Here is a 15754-nt window from a genome sequence, read left to right on the forward strand (position 1 = left end):
GCACCGAAGAGGACGGCGAGCGATGACACCCCCGGACGAGACCGAGCGCACCACCGACTCACCCCTGACCGGCGGGCAGCCCCCCGCGACGCGGGAGGAGCTGCAGGCCGTCGTCGAGGAGAAGACCGCCGCGGCCGAGGCGGCCGTGGAGGGGCCGGTCGTCAACGCCGCCCCGGCGCGCAAGCGGGCCGCGGCGAAGAAGGCCCCAGCCGCGAAGAAGACCCCAGCCGCGAAGAAGGCCACCGCAGCCGAGGGCACGGCGGCGAGGAAGACGACCGCCCGCAAGACGACCGCGAAGAAGACGGCGACCGGCGCTGCGGCGCCGGCGGAGAAGGCGACCAAGCGGGCGCCGCGCACGAGGGCTGCCGCCCAGGGAGACGTCGTCGCCGAGCAGGGCGGCACCGCCGCGCCCGTGGTGGCCCCGGCGCCGATCGCGGAGCCGGGCAGCCCGACCGGCGCCCCGGCGGGCCAGCCCGAGCCCCCGAGCCCCGACCCCGCCGAGCCGAACACCCCGCAGGCGCCGGACGAGGACGGCGGCACGTCCACCGCGACCACGCCCACCGGGACCACGCCCAGCGAGGCCGCACCCACGGGCACCCCGGACGGGACCGCGCCCGCCGAGGGCGCCGCGGCCGGAACCGGGTCGGAGGTGGCGGCGGCGACGGTCCCCGAGGGGCAGGAACCCGCCGAGGAGGGCCTGGCCCACCAGGAGGCGCCCGCCGAGGTCGGCGAGGAGCAGCTGCGCGCCGTCGTCGACGGGTGGTCCTACGCCCCGCACAGCGTGCTCGGCGCGCACCCCGCCCGCGAGGGGTGGGTGGTGCGCACCCTGCGCCCCGACGCGGTCTCGGTGACCGTCGTCGACGAGGACGGCTCCCGCTACGACGCCCGCTCGCTGCACCCCGGGGGCATCTTCGAGGCGCACCTGCCGAAGCAGCCCGGCGACTACCGGGTCGAGGTGACCTACGGGGACGGCGAGGGCGGCACCAACACCTTCGTCGTCGACGACCCGTACCGCTGGCTGCCCACCGTCGGCGAGCTCGACCAGCACCTCATCCGCGAGGGCCGGCACGAGCGGCTGTGGGAGGTGCTCGGCTCGCACGTGCGGCGCTACGACACCCCGCGCGGTCCGGTCGAGGGCGTCTCCTTCGCCGTCTGGGCGCCCAACGCCCAGGGCGTGCGGGTGACCGGCGACTTCGACTACTGGGAGGCCCGCGCCTACCCCATGCGCTCGCTGGGCTCCTCCGGTGTGTGGGAGGTCTTCATCCCCGGCGTCGCCGTGGGTGTGAAGTACCGCTACCACGTGCTCGGCCGCGACGGCGTCTGGCGGCACAAGTCCGACCCGCTGGCCTTCGAGACCGAGGTGCCGCCGCTCAACGCCTCGATCGTCACCGAGTCGACGCACGAGTGGAACGACGACGAGTGGCTGGCCGAGCGGGCCCGCGGCGGCTGGCACGAGCGGCCGATGAGCGTCTACGAGGTGCACGCGGGCTCCTGGCGGCAGGGCCTGTCCTACCGCGAGCTGGCCGACGAGCTGGTCGACTACGTCGTCGAGCACGGCTTCACCCACATCGAGTTCATGCCGCTGGCCGAGCACCCGTTCGGCGGCTCGTGGGGCTACCAGGTCACCTCGTACTACGCGCCGACCTCCCGCTTCGGCAGCCCCGACGACCTGCGCTACCTCATCGACCGGGCGCACCAGGCGGGCATCGGCGTCATCGTCGACTGGGTGCCGGCGCACTTCCCCAAGGACGAGTGGGCGCTGGCCCGCTTCGACGGCACCCCGCTGTACGAGCACGGCGACCCGCGCCGCGGCGAGCAGCTGGACTGGGGCACCTACGTCTTCGACTTCGGCCGCTCCGAGGTCCGCAACTTCCTGGTCGCCAACGCGCTGTACTGGTGCAAGGAGTTCCACGTCGACGGCATCCGGGTCGACGCGGTCGCCTCGATGCTCTACCTGGACTACTCGCGTGACGAGTGGGTGCCCAACGTGCACGGCGGGCGGGAGAACCTCGAGGCGATGGCGTTCCTGCAGGAGGTGAACGCCACCGTGTACCGCGAGGTCCCCGGCGTGGTGACCATCGCCGAGGAGTCGACGGCCTGGCCCGGCGTCACCCGGCCCACCCACCTCGGCGGCCTGGGATTCGGTTTCAAGTGGAACATGGGCTGGATGCACGACTCCCTGGCCTACATGTCCAAGGAGCCGGTGCACCGCAGCTACCACCACGGCCAGCTGACGTTCTCGATGATCTACGCCTACTCCGAGAACTACGTGCTGCCGATCAGCCACGACGAGGTCGTCTACGGCAAGGGCTCGCTGCTGCGGAAGATGCCCGGCGACCGGTGGCAGCAGCTGGCCAACCTGCGCGCCTACCTCGCCTACATGTGGGCCCACCCCGGCAAGCAGCTGCTGTTCATGGGCTCGGAGTTCGCCCAGGACGCCGAGTGGGCCGAGAGCCGGTCCCTGGACTGGTGGCACCTCGACGACCCCGCGCACCGCGGCGTCCTGCAGCTGGTGACCGACCTCAACGCCCGCTACAAGGAGACCGCCGCGCTGTGGTCCCTGGACGTCGACCCGTCCGGGTTCCAGTGGATCGACGCGAACGACGCCTCGGGCAACGTGCTGTCCTTCCTCCGTTACGGGCGGGCGACGGCCGCCGGCGACGGTGCGGACGGCGACAGCGGTGGGGTCCCGGCGCTGGCCTGCGTCGCGAACTTCTCCGGCACCCCGCACCACGGCTACCGCATCGGCCTGCCCCGGCCGGGCAGCTGGCGCGAGGTGCTCAACACCGACGCCGAGGGCTACGGCGGCTCCGGGGTCGGCAACATGGGCAGCGTCGAGGCCGTCGAGGAGCCGTGGCACGGCCAGCCGTACTCGGCCACCCTCGCCGTCCCGCCGCTGGGCACCGTCTGGTTCGTGCACGACTGACGGACCCCTCCTGCCCCACCACTCGCGAGCTCGCGGTGGGGCCCTGCAGGAGGACCGTTCCAGTACGTCACGAGGCCGCGCCGTCGCCCACGGACCTGCAGCTCCGGGGGCGACGGGGCCGCTCCGATGGGACGATCCGAGGGACATGCCTGCCTCCTCCCTGCGCCGCGCGGCCGTGGCCCTGCTCGCCGCGGCCGCGCTGCTGCTGGTGTCCGGCTGCTCGATCGCCGTCGTCGGCCGGCCCAGCGCGGCCCAGCCCCCGGCCTCCGACATCCCCTCCGGCGAGCTGCAGGTCATCGGCGCCACCACCGGCCCGATCGACACCCTGGCGCGCAACGCCCTGGCCGACCTCGAGGCCTACTGGGCCCAGCAGTTCCCCGACGTCTTCGGGCAGGACTTCGTCCCCCTCCAGGGCGGCTACTTCAGCGTCGACCCCGACGACGTGGACCCGGGCGCGTTCCCCCAGGGCATCGGCTGCGGCTCCGACCCGCGTGACGTCGAGGGCAACGCCTTCTACTGCCAGGCCCCGGACGTGCCGAACTCCGACTCGATCAGCTACGACCGCGCCTTCCTGCAGGAGCTCGCCGAGCAGTACGGCCGGTTCATCCCCGCGCTGGTGATGGCCCACGAGTTCGGCCACGCGGTGCAGGGCCGGGTCGGCTACCCCGACTACTCCATCTCGGTGGAGACCCAGGCCGACTGCTTCGCCGGCGCCTGGACGGCGTGGGTCGCCGACGGGCAGAGCGAGCACACGCAGATCCGCGCCCCGGAGCTCGACGAGGTGCTGCGCGGCTACCTGCTGCTGCGCGACCCCGTGGGGACCAGCATCAACACCGAGGCGGCACACGGCTCCTACTTCGACCGCATCTCGGCGTTCCAGGAGGGCTTCGAGGCCGGTCCGACCGCCTGCCGCGACAACTTCTCCGCCCAGCGCCCCTACACCCAGGGCGCCTTCTCCACGCCCCGCGAGGCGGCGACCGGTGGGAACGCGCCGTTCGGCGAGGCGCAGCGGATCGCGGCCAGGGCTCTCGAGGAGTTCTGGGGCCTCGCGTTCGACCAGGTCTTCGGGGAGCCGTTCACCGCGCCGCAGCTCCAGCCCTTCGAGGGCAGCCCGCCGGGCTGCGCCGCCGACGACCTGGACCTGGTGTTCTGCGCCGACGAGGACCTCGTCGGCTACGACGTCCAGGACCTCGTCGGCCCCGCCTACGAGGAGCTCGGCGGCGGCGACTACGCCGTCATCACCGCCGCGTCGCTGCCCTACGCGCTCGCCGCCCGCGACCAGCTGGGGCTGTCCACCGACGACGAGGAGGCGATCCGGTCGTCGATCTGCCTCACCGGCTGGTTCTCCAAGGCCTTTTTCGACAAGAGACTGCGGGCGGCCGCCATCTCCCCGGGCGACATCGACGAGGCGGTGCAGTTCCTGCTGACGTACGGCACCGACCCGTCGGTCGTGCCCGAGGTCTCGCTGACCGGCTTCCAGCTGGTCGACCTGTTCCGCAACGGCTTCTTCGGGGGCGCCGCCGCCTGTGACGTCGGCGCCTGAAAGAGGACCTTCCTGCCCCTCGCGCGGCGGCGCCGTCCCGGGTCCCGCCCTGAGCTTGCGAGGGGGAGGACGGGGTCCTCAATACAGGGCGAGGGTGAGCTGGCGGCGGGCCGCGGCGACCCGCGGGTCCTGGTCACCGACGACGCCGAAGAGCTCCACGAGGTGCCGGCGCGCCTGGTCGCGATCGTCCCCGGTCGTCCGGCGGACGACGTCGAGCAGCCGCTCGAAGGCGCCCTCGACGTCCCCCGTGCCGAGCAGGAAGTCCGCGGCCCGGGCCTGCGCGGCGACGTCGTCCGGCGCGGCGTCGGCGGCGGCCAGTGCGTCCGGGCCGGCCTCGTCGGCGCGGCGGAACAGCTGCACCTGGCGCAGCGCGAGACCGGCGACCGGGTGGTCGGGCTCGGCGTCGAGGATCGCCTGGTAGGCGGCCTCGGCCGCGGTCAGGTCACCGCGCTCGAGCGCGGCCTCGGCGGCATCCAGACGGGGGTCCTCGGCCTCCGCGGGCGCGCCGTCGCCGGCGCCCGGGACCGCGCCGCCGGTGGTGGCGCGCACCAGCTCGGTGACGAACTGCCGCGCCTGCTCCTCCGGGATCGCGCCGGTGAACTCGGCGACCAGCTGGCCCTGCCAGACCGCCTTGACCGCGGGGATGCCCTGGACCCGCAGGCCCTGGGCGAGCGCGGGGTTGGCGTCCACGTCGACCTTGGCGAGGACCCAGGAGCCGCCGCCCTCCGCGGCCAGCCGCTCGAGCACCGGGGACAGCTGCTTGCACGGCCCGCACCACTCGGCCCACAGGTCGAGCACGACCGGCACCTGGAAGGAGCGGTCGAGCACCTCGGCCTGGAACGTCTCCTCGGTGACGTCGACGACCGCGGCCCCCGATGCGCCGGCCGGGGCGGCGGCGCCGGGCGGCGGCGCCGCCTGCGCCCGTGCCGCGGCCTCGGAGCGGGCCTTGACGGCAGCGAGGTCGACCGCGCCGGCGAGGGAGGCGGCCAGCTGGGCCTGCTGGGCCTGCGCGCGCGGGTCGGGGCGTCCGGGACGGGTGGGCTGCATGACCTCGATCATCCCACCGCTGCGGAGACGGTGTCGGGGGGTGCCGGGGCGGCCGGTCAGCCGGCCGCGGTCGCGTCGTCCGCCACGTCGCCGGCACCCCGCCGGACCCGCTCGAGGATGGCGAACAGCGTGTCCAGCTCGTCGTCGGGGACGTCGCCGAGCCCGAAGTCCAGCGCGGTGAGCGCGGCGGTCGCCTCCTCGACGACGGCGCGGCCGCGGTCGGTGATCGCCGCGAGGACGCCGCGCCCGTCGGCGGGGTTGGGGCGGCGGTCGACGTAGCCGGCGGCGACCAGCCGGTCGATGGCGTTGGTGACGCTGGTCGGGTGCACCATGAGCCGGCTGCCGATCACCTTCAGCGGCAGCTCGCCGGTGCGGCTGAAGGTGAGCAGCACCAGCACCTCGTAGCGGGCGAAGGTCAGCGCGTGCGGCCGCAGCGCCTCGTCGAAGCGGGCGAGCAGGATCTGCTGCACCCGGAAGACCGACGTCGCGGCCCGCATCGCCGCGGCCGGGCCGAAGCGCTGTTCCCAGGACTCCCCGGCGCGCACGATGGGATCGAACGGCAACCCCAGCGGACGGACCATGGCCCCAGAGGCTACGGGTGTGGCTCCCCGAACCGCCGACCGGTGAGTGCGCGTGGTCACCGGCGTGGCACGACCACGCCGAACCGCACTCGGCGCACTCGAGCGAGCGGTCGGACGGCTACCGCGGGGCCGGGCGCAGCGGGGGCACCTGCCGCACGCCGAACACCTCGCGCAGCGCGACCTGCGCCGCGTTGTCGCCGCAGGCACCGTGCACGGCCGGCCCCGGCGGGGTCGCCGACGAGGCGAGGTAGACGCCCTGCACCGGGGTCTTGTAGGTGTTCCAGCGCGGCACCGGCCGGGCGAGCATCTGCCGCAGCGACGCCTGGCCGTTGGAGATGTCCCCGCCGAGGTAGGTCGGGTTCCAGGCCTCCATCTGGACGGCGTCCTTGGTGACCCGGTCGACGACCGTGTCCTTGAAGCCCGGTGCGAAGCGCTCGATCTGGTCCTCGATGGCCGCGGTCATGTCGATGTCGGAGCCGTGCGGCACGTGCACGTAGGCCCAGAAGACGTGCCCGCCCGCGGGAGCGCGCGTCGGGTCGGGCACGGTCGGCTGGACGGCGAGCACGTACGGGCGGTCGGTGGACCTCCGCTCGTTGGGGGCCCGCTCGCCCTCGATCGTCTCCTCGAGCGTGCCGGCGACGTGGATGGTCCCGGCCCGCCGCACGTCGGGATTGGTCCACGGCACCGGCTCGGACAGGATCCAGTCGACCTTGAAGACGCCGGCTCCGTGCTCGTACCGGTCCACCCAGCGGCGGTAGCCCTCGTGCACCCGGTCGCCGGCCATCGCCACGAAGGCCTCCGGCGTCGTGTCCAGCAGCACGGCCGGGACGCCGTCGAACTCGCGCAGGTCGGTGACCAGGTGGTCGGTCTCCACCTCGCCGCCCTGCTGCTCCAGCGCGGTCACCATCGCGTCAGCGAGGTTCTGCGACCCGCCCTCGACCAGCGGCCAGCCGACGTGGTGACCCAGCATCGTCAGCAGCATCCCGAGCGCGGACGTCAGCGGCCGGGTCAGGTCGAGCATCCCGTGCGCGGCCGCCCCGCCGAGCAGCGCGCGGGCACCCTCGGTCTCGAAGTGACGGTGCGCCAGCCAGCGCACGTTGGGCAGCCCGTTGAGCCCGAAGTGCACGATCTGCGGCACGCTGCGGGTCGGGAGCCGGCGCAGCCGGCTGGTCAGGAAGAAGTCGACGACGTCCTGCCCGTGTGCCACGAGCGGCTCGAACAGCCTCCGGTAGGCCGGACCGTCCGGCCCGAGGCCGGCCGCGGTCTCCTCCAGTGAGTGGTGGGCGACCGAGGCACCCCCGCCGTCGAGGGGGTGCGCGTAGTTGACCTCCGGCTGCACGAGGCGGACGCCGCGGCTGGCCAGGTCGAACTCGCGGAAGAACGGCGCCGCGGCGGCCATCGGCTGCACGATCGAGCAGACGTCGTGCCGGTAGCCCGGCCGCATGAGCTCCTCGGTGCGCATCCCGCCGCCGGGGCGTCCGGCCGCCTCGACGACCTGCACCCGCAGCCCGGCCGCGGCCATCCGGAGGGCCGCCGCCAGCCCGTTCGGCCCGCTCCCGACGACGACGGCGTCCGGCTTCCCGTTCACCCCGTCATCGTGCCCTCAGCGGGTCGGACCCGCGCGAGCAGCGCTCTACAGCTGTTCCAGGAGCAGGGCGGCGGCGCGGAACGGGTCGCTCTCCCCCGCCACCACCTGTTCGGCGAGGGCACCCAGCGCCGCCGAGCCGCGGACGTCGCCCATCCGCTCGCGGAGCGCGGCCAGCGCGATCGCCTCGATCTCGCGTGCCGCGCGGACCGCCCGGCGGCGGTGCCCCTCCCCCGAGGACCCCAGCCACGCGCGGTGTTCCTCGACCGTCCCGACGAGCTCCTCGATGCCGGTGCCCGAGGCGGCCACCGTGCGGCGGATCGGCGGGCGCCAGGCGCCCGGGAAGTCGTGCCGGCCGCCGAGGGAGAGCGTGTAGCGCAGGTCGCGCACGGTCTGGTCGGCGCCGTCCCGGTCGGCCTTGTTCACCACCAGGACGTCGGCGACCTCGAGGATCCCGGCCTTGGCGGCCTGGATGCCGTCGCCCATGCCCGGCGCGAGCAGCACCAGCGTGGTGTCGGCGAGCGAGGCGACCTCCAGCTCCGACTGGCCCACGCCGACGGTCTCGACCAGCACGACGTCGCACCCGGCGGCGTCGAGCACCCGCAGCGCCTGCGGGGTGGCCCAGGCCAGGCCGCCGAGGTGGCCGCGGGAGGCCATGGAGCGGATGTAGACGCCCTCGTCCCCGGCGTGGTCCTGCATGCGTACCCGGTCGCCGAGCAGCGCGCCACCGGAGAAGGGGGACGACGGGTCGACGGCGAGGACGCCGACCCGCAGCCCGCGCGCGCGGTAGGCGCGGACCAGCGCGGTCGTCGTCGTGGACTTGCCGACGCCGGGCGAGCCGGTGAGGCCGACGACCTGGGCGCGCCCGGTGTGCGGGGCCAGCGCCGCGGCGACCTCGCGCAGCGCCGGACTGGCGTCCTCGACCAGCGTGATCAGCCGCGCCACCGCGCGGGCCTCGCCGTCCCGGGCGCGGGCGACCAGGTCCGGGACGTCCACGGCACGCCGGCCCCGCCGGCCACGGAGGGCGGCGGGGCCGGGCGTCCGGACGGCTGTGCCGAGCGCGTCCGCGGGGACGACGGAGCCCTCCCGGGTCACGCCTTCGCGGGCACGTGCAGGACCAGCGCGTCGCCCTGGCCGCCACCACCGCACAGCGCGGCGGCACCCACGCCGCCGCCCCGGCGGCGCAGCTCCAGCGCCACGTCGAGCACGATCCGCGCGCCGCTCATGCCGATCGGGTGGCCGAGGGCGATCGCACCGCCGTTGGGGTTGACCTTCTCGGGGTCGATCCCGAGCTCCTTGGTCGAGACGAGCGCGACGGCGGCGAAGGCCTCGTTGAACTCGACGAGGTCGAGCTCCTTGGGGTCGATGCCCTCCTTCTCGCACGCCTTCTGGACCGCACGCGACGGCTGGCTCTGCAGGGTCGCGTCGGGCCCGGCCACGACGCCGTGGGCGCCGATCTCGGCGATCGGGGTGATGCCCAGCTCGGCGGCCTTCTCGGCGCTCATGACGACGACCGCGCAGGCGCCGTCGGAGATCTGCGAGGCGGTCCCGGCGGTGATCGTGCCGTCCTCGGCGAAGGCCGGCTTGAGCTTCGACAGCGTCTCCACCGTGGTGTCGGCGCGGACGCCCTCGTCGTCGCGGAACTCGATCGGGTCGCCCTTGCGCTGCGGGATCAGCACCGGGGTGATCGCCTCGTCGAAGACGCCGTTCTTCCCCGCGCGGGCGGCCTTCTGGTGGCTCTCCGCGGCGAACGCGTCCTGCTCCTCGCGGGTGAGGTCGTAGCGGCTGTTCGCCTGCTCGGTCAGGGCGCCCATCGCGACCTGGTCGAAGGTGTCCGACAGCCCGTCGTGCGCCATCGCGTCGACCAGCTTGGCGTCGCCGTACTTGGTGCCGGTGCGGGAGTTGGGCAGCAGGTGCGGCGCCTGGGTCATCGACTCCTGGCCACCGGCCACGACGACGTCGAACTCGCCGGCGCGGATGAGCTGGTCGGCCAGCGCGATGGCGCTCAGGCCGGAGAGGCACACCTTGTTGATCGTGAGGGCCGGGACCGTCATGGGGATGCCGGCGGCGACGGCCGCGGGGCGGGCCGGGTTCTGGCCGGCGCCGGCCTGCAGCACCTGCCCCATGATCACGTACTCGACCTGGTCGCCGGAGATGCCGGCGCGCTCCAGCGCGGCCTTGATGGCGACGCCGCCGAGGTCGGCGGCGGAGAAGTCCTTGAGCGAGCCGAGCAGCCGCCCCATCGGGGTGCGGGCGCCGCTGACGATGACCGAACGGGACATGAGATGCCTCCAGGGCCGGGTCGCCGACGCTGGCGACCCATGGGGTCGGTGCCGCCGCCGTGACGGGACACGGCGTCGATTCCGCCGAGGATAGGCCGCCGCACGGGCTCCGGGCCCCGGCGTGACGCACGTCTCAACGCAGCCGACGGTGGGCCATCGAGGGTGGCCCGCACGGCGGCGTCAACGCCTCGCACCCGGAGCAGTTCGACGAGGCGCTGATCGGCTTCCTGGCGCGCTGGGCCTCCGCAGCGATCGGGCGGGGGCCGCCGCACGGGTGTGTGCGGCGGGCCCACGTGGCTGTGTGGCGCCCCCACCTGTCGTCTCAGACGTCTGGTCCGGGAGGATGCCGCCGTGACCACCGACCCGCGCACCGGCCTGCCGGCCGAGTTGTTCACCACGATCGACCACGTGGGCGTCGCCGTCCCGGACCTCGACGAGGCGCTGGCCTTCTACGCCCAGGCCTTCGGCGTGCACTCGGTGCACGAGGAGGTGAACGAGGAGCAGGGCGTCCGCGAGGCGATGCTCGCCGTCGGCGACGGCGAGACGCGCATCCAGCTGCTCGCGCCGCTGACCCCCGACTCGACGATCGCCAAGTTCATCGGCCGCTCCGGCCCGGGCCTGCAGCAGCTGGCCTTCCGGGTGGCCGACGTCGAGGCGGTCAGCGCGACGCTGCGCGAGCGCGGCCTGCGGCTGCTCTACGACACCCCCAGGCGCGGGACGTCGGACAGCCGGGTCAACTTCGTCCACCCCAAGGACGCCGGCGGCGTCCTCGTCGAGCTCGTCGAGCCGGCGCCGACCGCGCACTGAAGAAGGACCCCGCCCTCCTCACCCCTCGCAGGCTCGGGGCGAGCCTCTGGGCGGGGCCATGAGCCGATTGATTACCCACCGGTAACATCTCGCGCCACTGCACCGCCTCACGAGCCGACGGAGACCCGGGAGACGCACGTGTTCGACATCAGGGACGCCATCCTCGCCGACCAGCTGGACGCCCTCGCCGGGCTGCCGGTGCCGGAGTCCTACCGGGCCGTGCTGGTCCGCAAGGACGAGCAGGACATGTTCGCCGGCCTGCCCACCAAGGAGAAGGACCCGCGCAAGTCGCTGCACGTGGAGGAGGTGGCCACCCCGGAGCTGGGCCCGGGCGAGGCGATCGTCGCGGTGATGGCGTCCTCGGTGAACTACAACACCGTCTGGACGTCGATCTTCGAGCCGGTGTCGACCTTCGGGTTCCTGGAGCGCTATGGGCGCCTCCACGACCTGGCCAAGCGGCACGACCTGCCCTACCACGTGGTCGGCTCCGACCTGGCCGGCGTGGTGCTGCGCACCGGCCCGGGGGTGCACCGGTGGAAGCCCGGCGACGAGGTGGTCGCGCACTGCCTGTCGGTGGAGCTGGAGGACCCGGCCGGGCACGACGACACGATGCTGGACCCCCAGCAGCGGATCTGGGGCTTCGAGACCAACTTCGGCGGCCTGGCCGAGCTGGCGCTGGTCAAGAGCAACCAGCTGCTGCCCAAGCCCGCGCACCTCACGTGGGAGGAGGCCGCCGCGCCGGGGCTGGTCAACTCCACCGCCTACCGGCAGCTGGTCAGCCGCAACGGCGCGGACATGAAGCAGGGCGACGTCGTGCTGATCTGGGGCGCCTCCGGTGGCCTGGGCTCCTACGCCACCCAGATGGCGCTCAACGGCGGCGCCATCCCGGTCTGCGTGGTCTCCAGCCCGGAGAAGGCCGCCATCGTCCGCTCGATGGGCGCCGAGCTGGTCATCGACCGCTCCGCCGAGGGCTACCGGTTCTGGAAGGACGAGGACACCCAGGACCCCAAGGAGTGGCAGCGGTTCGGCAAGCGGATCCGCGAGCTGACCGGTGGGGACGACGTCGACATCGTCTTCGAGCACCCGGGCCGCGAGACCTTCGGCGCCAGCGTCTACGTCGCCAAGAAGGGCGGCACGATCGTCACCTGCGCCTCCACCAGCGGGTACCTGCACCAGTACGACAACCGCTACCTGTGGATGAACCTCAAGCGGATCGTCGGGTCCCACTTCGCCAACTACAAGGAGGCGTGGGAGGCCAACCGGCTCATCGACCGCGGCCTGATCCACCCCACGCTGTCCAAGGTCTACCCGATGGAGGAGGTCGGGCAGGCCGCCTGCGACGTGAAGAACAACTGCCACCAGGGCAAGGTCGGCGTGCTGACCCTCGCCCCGGAGGAGGGGCTCGGCGTCAAGGACGCCGAGAAGCGGGAGAAGCACCTCACCGCGATCAACCGGTTCCGGGGCGTCTGAGGGGAGCCACCTTCCTCCCCACCGAGCCGGCGGCGGGACCCTGCAGGGGCCCGCGGGGCCTTGCAGGGTGCCGGCACGTGGCGCGGCCGCGTGCGGTGCTGGCACCCTGCAGGGAGGGGTCTGGCGACACGCCGGGCCCGCCCGCCGACTCTGCGAGGATGACCGCATGACCGATCCCCGCCGCGACATGCTGCCGATGCGCGAGGCCCAGCACTCGTTCGACGTGGTGCTCCGGGGCTACGACCGGCACCAGGTGGCCGAGACGATCGAGCGCCTCGAGGCCGACATCCAGGTGGCGATGGCCGACCGCGACGCGGCGATGAGCCGCTCGGCCGACCTGGCCGGCCAGCTCTCGGCGCTGCACGGGGAGATCGACCAGCTGCGGCGCAAGGCCGCGTCCTCCGGGCCGACCACCTTCGAGAACATCAGCGAGCGCATCCAGCACATGCTGCGGCTGGCCGAGGAGGAGGCCGCGGAGATCCGGCGCTCGGCCGAGGAAGAGGCCCAGGCGCTGCGGGAGCACACCGCCGCCGAGGAACGGGCGATGCACGAGCGGCACGCCGCCGGCCAGGCCGAGGTCGATCGGATGATCGCCGAGGCCCGGCAGAACGCCGAGCAGATCGCCAGCAAGGCGCAGATCCGCGCCGACGAGCTGGTCGCCAAGGCCCAGGAGAAGGTCGCCCGGCTCGACGCCGAGTCGCAGGCCCGGCGGGCCAAGGTGGAGGAGGACTTCGAGATCGCGCAGCGGGCGCGCCGCCAGGAGGCCGCCCGGCAGGACGAGGAGCGCGACCGCACCTCCGCCGAGGCCGCCCGGCAGCGGGTCGCCGCGGCCGAGGAGCACGCCGCCCGGCTGGTCAGCGAGGCCGAGGCCGCCGCGACCGCCATCCGTGCGGTGCGCGACGAGCTCACGGGGCGGCTGCTCGAGGCGCGCTCGCTGCTCGAGCGCCTGCCCGACCTCGGCGACCGGCGCCCCGAGCCGCAGGCCGGCCCCCGGCCGCCCGCGCCGGTCCGTCCACAGCCGACCCCGCGCGTGCCGCAGGCCCAGCCCCAGCCGGCCTCCGAGGAGCAGCGGCAGCCGCAGCCGGTCGGGCCGGTCACGGCCCAGCAGCCGGTGGTGCGGCCCACGACGGCACCCCAGCCGGCGCAGCGGCCGGTCGAGCCACCGACGGGCAACGGCGAGGCCGTCGCGGCCCGGCAGCCCACCCGGCCGCCGGCGCCCCCGACGCAGCCGGCCGTCACCCCGGCGGCCGACGCCCCCACCGAGCAGGTCACCCCGGGCCCGCAGACGACGCAGCAGCTGCGCCCGGTCCCGACCGGGAGCACGGCCGCCTCCGCGCCGCCGCGGGTCGACCCGCCCACGCTCGTGCAGCCGGCCGTCACGCCCGACGACGCCGACACCGGCAGCCAGACCGTCACACCCGGCCGGCGCTGAGCCCAGCCGCTCCCTCCTCGGTAGCGAGGCAGCGCACCACCGTCCGCGGGACACCTGCGTCCCGCGGGCGGCCCCGTCCACGGACGCCGGTCCCACTCCCGGGACGACCACCACCCCCTCGGCGTCCCGATGCCGGACGGGCCCGCCGGGGAGCTCCTGGACCGGGCGGGCGTCGACGCGCGCCTGCTGTCGCTGCTGGCCGTGCCGACCGCCCGGGAGGGCGTCGACGTGGCCGCCCTCCCGCGGGACGGCGGCGCCGAGGGTCCGGCCCGCAGCGCGCTGCTCCGGCCGTCGGTGGCGCCCCGTCGGGTCCGGGGAACCGGCCACGGCGGCGCTGACGACCTGGCGGGACGCGCAGCGGCCGCCGTTCGCCCCCGACACCGTCGGGGTCACCGGGGACGGCGTCCTGCTGTCCCACCGTTACGCCTCCGACCCCGACGGGCTGGTGACCGAGGTCTCCCCGTGACTCTCGGTTGGACAGGAGTCGCGATGGGTGGACGAATGGACGCCGGACCGGCACCCGGCCCGCTCGCGCACCCGCTGGAGGGAACCGTGGACCGCTGGACCCGCGTGCTGGCCGTCGCCGCCGTGACCGCCGGGACGGTGCTCGTCGCCCCGCCCGGGGCCGGTGCCGCCGAGACCGGCCTGCTGCGTCTGGCCCACCTGTCCCCCGACACCCCGGCCGTCGACGTCTACGTCGACTCGGTCCCCGACCCCGGCGACGGGACGGCGCTGCTGACCGTGCCCGGGGTCGGCTACGGGACGATCTCCGGCTACCAGGACGTGCCCGAGGGCGTCTACACCGTCAGCATGCGCCAGGCCGGCGCCGACCCGGCCACCCCGCCGGTGCTCTCCACCACCGTGCAGGTCGGCCCCGGCAGCGCCCGCACCGTCGCCGGCGTGGGCCGCTTCGCCGACCTGGGCCTGGAGGTGCTCGAGGACGACCTCACCCTCCCGCCGTCGGGCCGGGCACGGGTTCGGGTCGTCTCCGCCGCGGCCGACGCGCCGACCCTCGACGCCTCCGCGGGCGGCACCGCCCTCGCCACCGGCCTGGCCTTCGCCGAGGCCGGCGACCACGTGAGCGTGCCCGGCGACGCCGACCGGCTGCAGGTGACCGTGGACGGCGGGCAGACCGAGCTGCCGCTGGAGCTGGACCCGGGCTCGGTGTACAGCCTGTTCGTCCTGGACCGGCCCGAGGGCGGGCTGACCGTGCGCACGGTCCTGGACGCCGCGGGCTCCGGCGTCGTCCCGACCGGCGGCGTGGAGACCGGCGCCGGGGGCACCGCGTCCGCGGAGCCGGCGCCGGGGGTCGTGGTCGGCGCCGTCGGCCTCACCGTCCTGACCGGCCTGCTGCTGGCCCGGCGGTCGCGGCGTCGTGCCGCGCGGCGCTGAGGCCCGGCCGGTGAGCCGCCACCGGGAGCCGCGGCGGCCGGTGCTGCCCCTGGCTCGGGGGCTGCTCGCCGGCACCGCGGTCCTCGCCGGTGCGGTGGCGCTGTTCTCCCCCGGCGTGCCCGCCCCGGCAGCAGCGGGGGCGCCGCCCGCCGCGACCGTCCCCGCCCCGGTGGTCGCCGAGGCCGGCACGGACGGGACGTCGGCGGCGCCCGTGCGCGTGCGCGTGCCGGCGATCGCGGTGGACAGCGAGCTGCTGCGGCTGGGCACCGACGCCTCCGGGGTCCTGGTGCCCCCGGACGACTTCTCCCGGGCCGGGTGGTTCGCCGGCGGCGCCGTCCCGGGCGACGTCGGCCCCGCGGTGGTCGCCGGGCACGTCGACTCGGTCGACGGGCCGGCGGTCTTCTCCCGCCTGCGCGACCTCGTGCCCGGCGACGAGGTGCTCGTCGACCGCGCGGACGGGACGACGGCCCGCTTCACGGTGACCGGGGTCGGCCGGTACCCGAAGGACGACTTCCCGACCGGGGCGGTCTACGGACCGACGCCGCGGGCGGAACTGCGGCTGGTCACCTGCGGCGGCGACTTCGACCGCTCGCGGCGCAGCTACGAGGACAACGTGGTGGCCTTCGCCCGGCTGACCTGATGCCGCGGCCCCGTCCCGGGTCCCGCCCTGAGCTCGCGAAGGGTGAGGA

12 protein-coding genes are annotated in these 15754 nt (G+C 74.9%); 7 read left to right on the plus strand and 5 right to left on the minus strand.

Annotated features, from left to right (window positions below; translation table 11 throughout):
• Positions 1-22 precede the first annotated feature (22 nt).
• Complete coding sequence (gene glgB, locus ACI79G_RS02130) at positions 23-2926, plus strand: 1,4-alpha-glucan branching protein GlgB (RefSeq protein WP_456879267.1); 2904 nt, start codon at positions 23-25, stop codon at positions 2924-2926.
• Positions 2927-3071: 145 nt separating this feature from the next.
• Positions 3072-4469, plus strand: a complete 1398-nt coding sequence (locus tag ACI79G_RS02135; protein WP_456879272.1) for a neutral zinc metallopeptidase — start codon at positions 3072-3074, stop codon at positions 4467-4469.
• 78 nt (positions 4470-4547) lie between these two features.
• Here ACI79G_RS02135 and ACI79G_RS02140 read toward each other — a convergent pair whose 3' ends face one another.
• From ACI79G_RS02140 to ACI79G_RS02160, 5 genes are all read right to left on the minus strand, one after another.
• Positions 4548-5516 carry a tetratricopeptide repeat protein gene (locus tag ACI79G_RS02140; RefSeq protein ID WP_456879275.1) on the minus strand — a complete coding sequence of 323 codons (969 nt, stop codon included), beginning with the start codon at positions 5514-5516 and terminating at the stop codon, positions 4548-4550.
• Between the two features lie 56 nt (positions 5517-5572).
• Complete coding sequence (locus ACI79G_RS02145; RefSeq protein WP_456879277.1) at positions 5573-6097, minus strand: MarR family winged helix-turn-helix transcriptional regulator; 525 nt, start codon at positions 6095-6097, stop codon at positions 5573-5575.
• 118 nt (positions 6098-6215) lie between these two features.
• A complete protein-coding gene (locus tag ACI79G_RS02150; RefSeq protein WP_456879279.1) occupies positions 6216-7685 on the minus strand; it encodes a phytoene desaturase family protein in 1470 nt (489 codons plus the stop codon).
• Between the two features lie 45 nt (positions 7686-7730).
• The gene (meaB, locus tag ACI79G_RS02155; RefSeq protein ID WP_456879281.1) at positions 7731-8678 is read right to left on the minus strand and encodes a methylmalonyl Co-A mutase-associated GTPase MeaB; all 948 of its coding nucleotides are present in this window, start codon (positions 8676-8678) and stop codon (positions 7731-7733) included.
• A gap of 95 nt (positions 8679-8773) precedes the next feature.
• On the minus strand, positions 8774-9964 hold the full coding sequence (locus tag ACI79G_RS02160) for an acetyl-CoA C-acetyltransferase (protein ID WP_456879283.1): 1191 nt from the start codon (positions 9962-9964) through the stop codon (positions 8774-8776).
• Between the two features lie 351 nt (positions 9965-10315).
• Between ACI79G_RS02160 and mce the strand changes: the two genes are divergently transcribed.
• The 5 genes from mce (at position 10316) to ACI79G_RS02185 (ending at position 15705) form a co-directional block, all read left to right on the plus strand.
• The gene (gene mce / locus ACI79G_RS02165; RefSeq protein WP_456879285.1) at positions 10316-10771 is read left to right on the plus strand and encodes a methylmalonyl-CoA epimerase; all 456 of its coding nucleotides are present in this window, start codon (positions 10316-10318) and stop codon (positions 10769-10771) included.
• Between the two features lie 138 nt (positions 10772-10909).
• Positions 10910-12241, plus strand: coding sequence for a crotonyl-CoA carboxylase/reductase (gene ccrA, locus ACI79G_RS02170; protein WP_456879287.1), 1332 nt, complete (start codon positions 10910-10912; stop codon positions 12239-12241).
• 166 nt (positions 12242-12407) lie between these two features.
• On the plus strand, positions 12408-13673 hold the full coding sequence (locus ACI79G_RS02175) for a hypothetical protein (protein WP_456879288.1): 1266 nt from the start codon (positions 12408-12410) through the stop codon (positions 13671-13673).
• 552 nt (positions 13674-14225) lie between these two features.
• A complete protein-coding gene (locus ACI79G_RS02180; protein ID WP_456879290.1) occupies positions 14226-15065 on the plus strand; it encodes a DUF4397 domain-containing protein in 840 nt (279 codons plus the stop codon).
• A gap of 10 nt (positions 15066-15075) precedes the next feature.
• Entirely contained in the window at positions 15076-15705 is a 630-nt protein-coding gene (locus ACI79G_RS02185; RefSeq protein ID WP_456879292.1) for a class F sortase, read from the plus strand.
• Positions 15706-15754 lie beyond the last annotated feature (49 nt).

This window comes from Geodermatophilus sp. SYSU D00779, assembly GCF_054050595.1.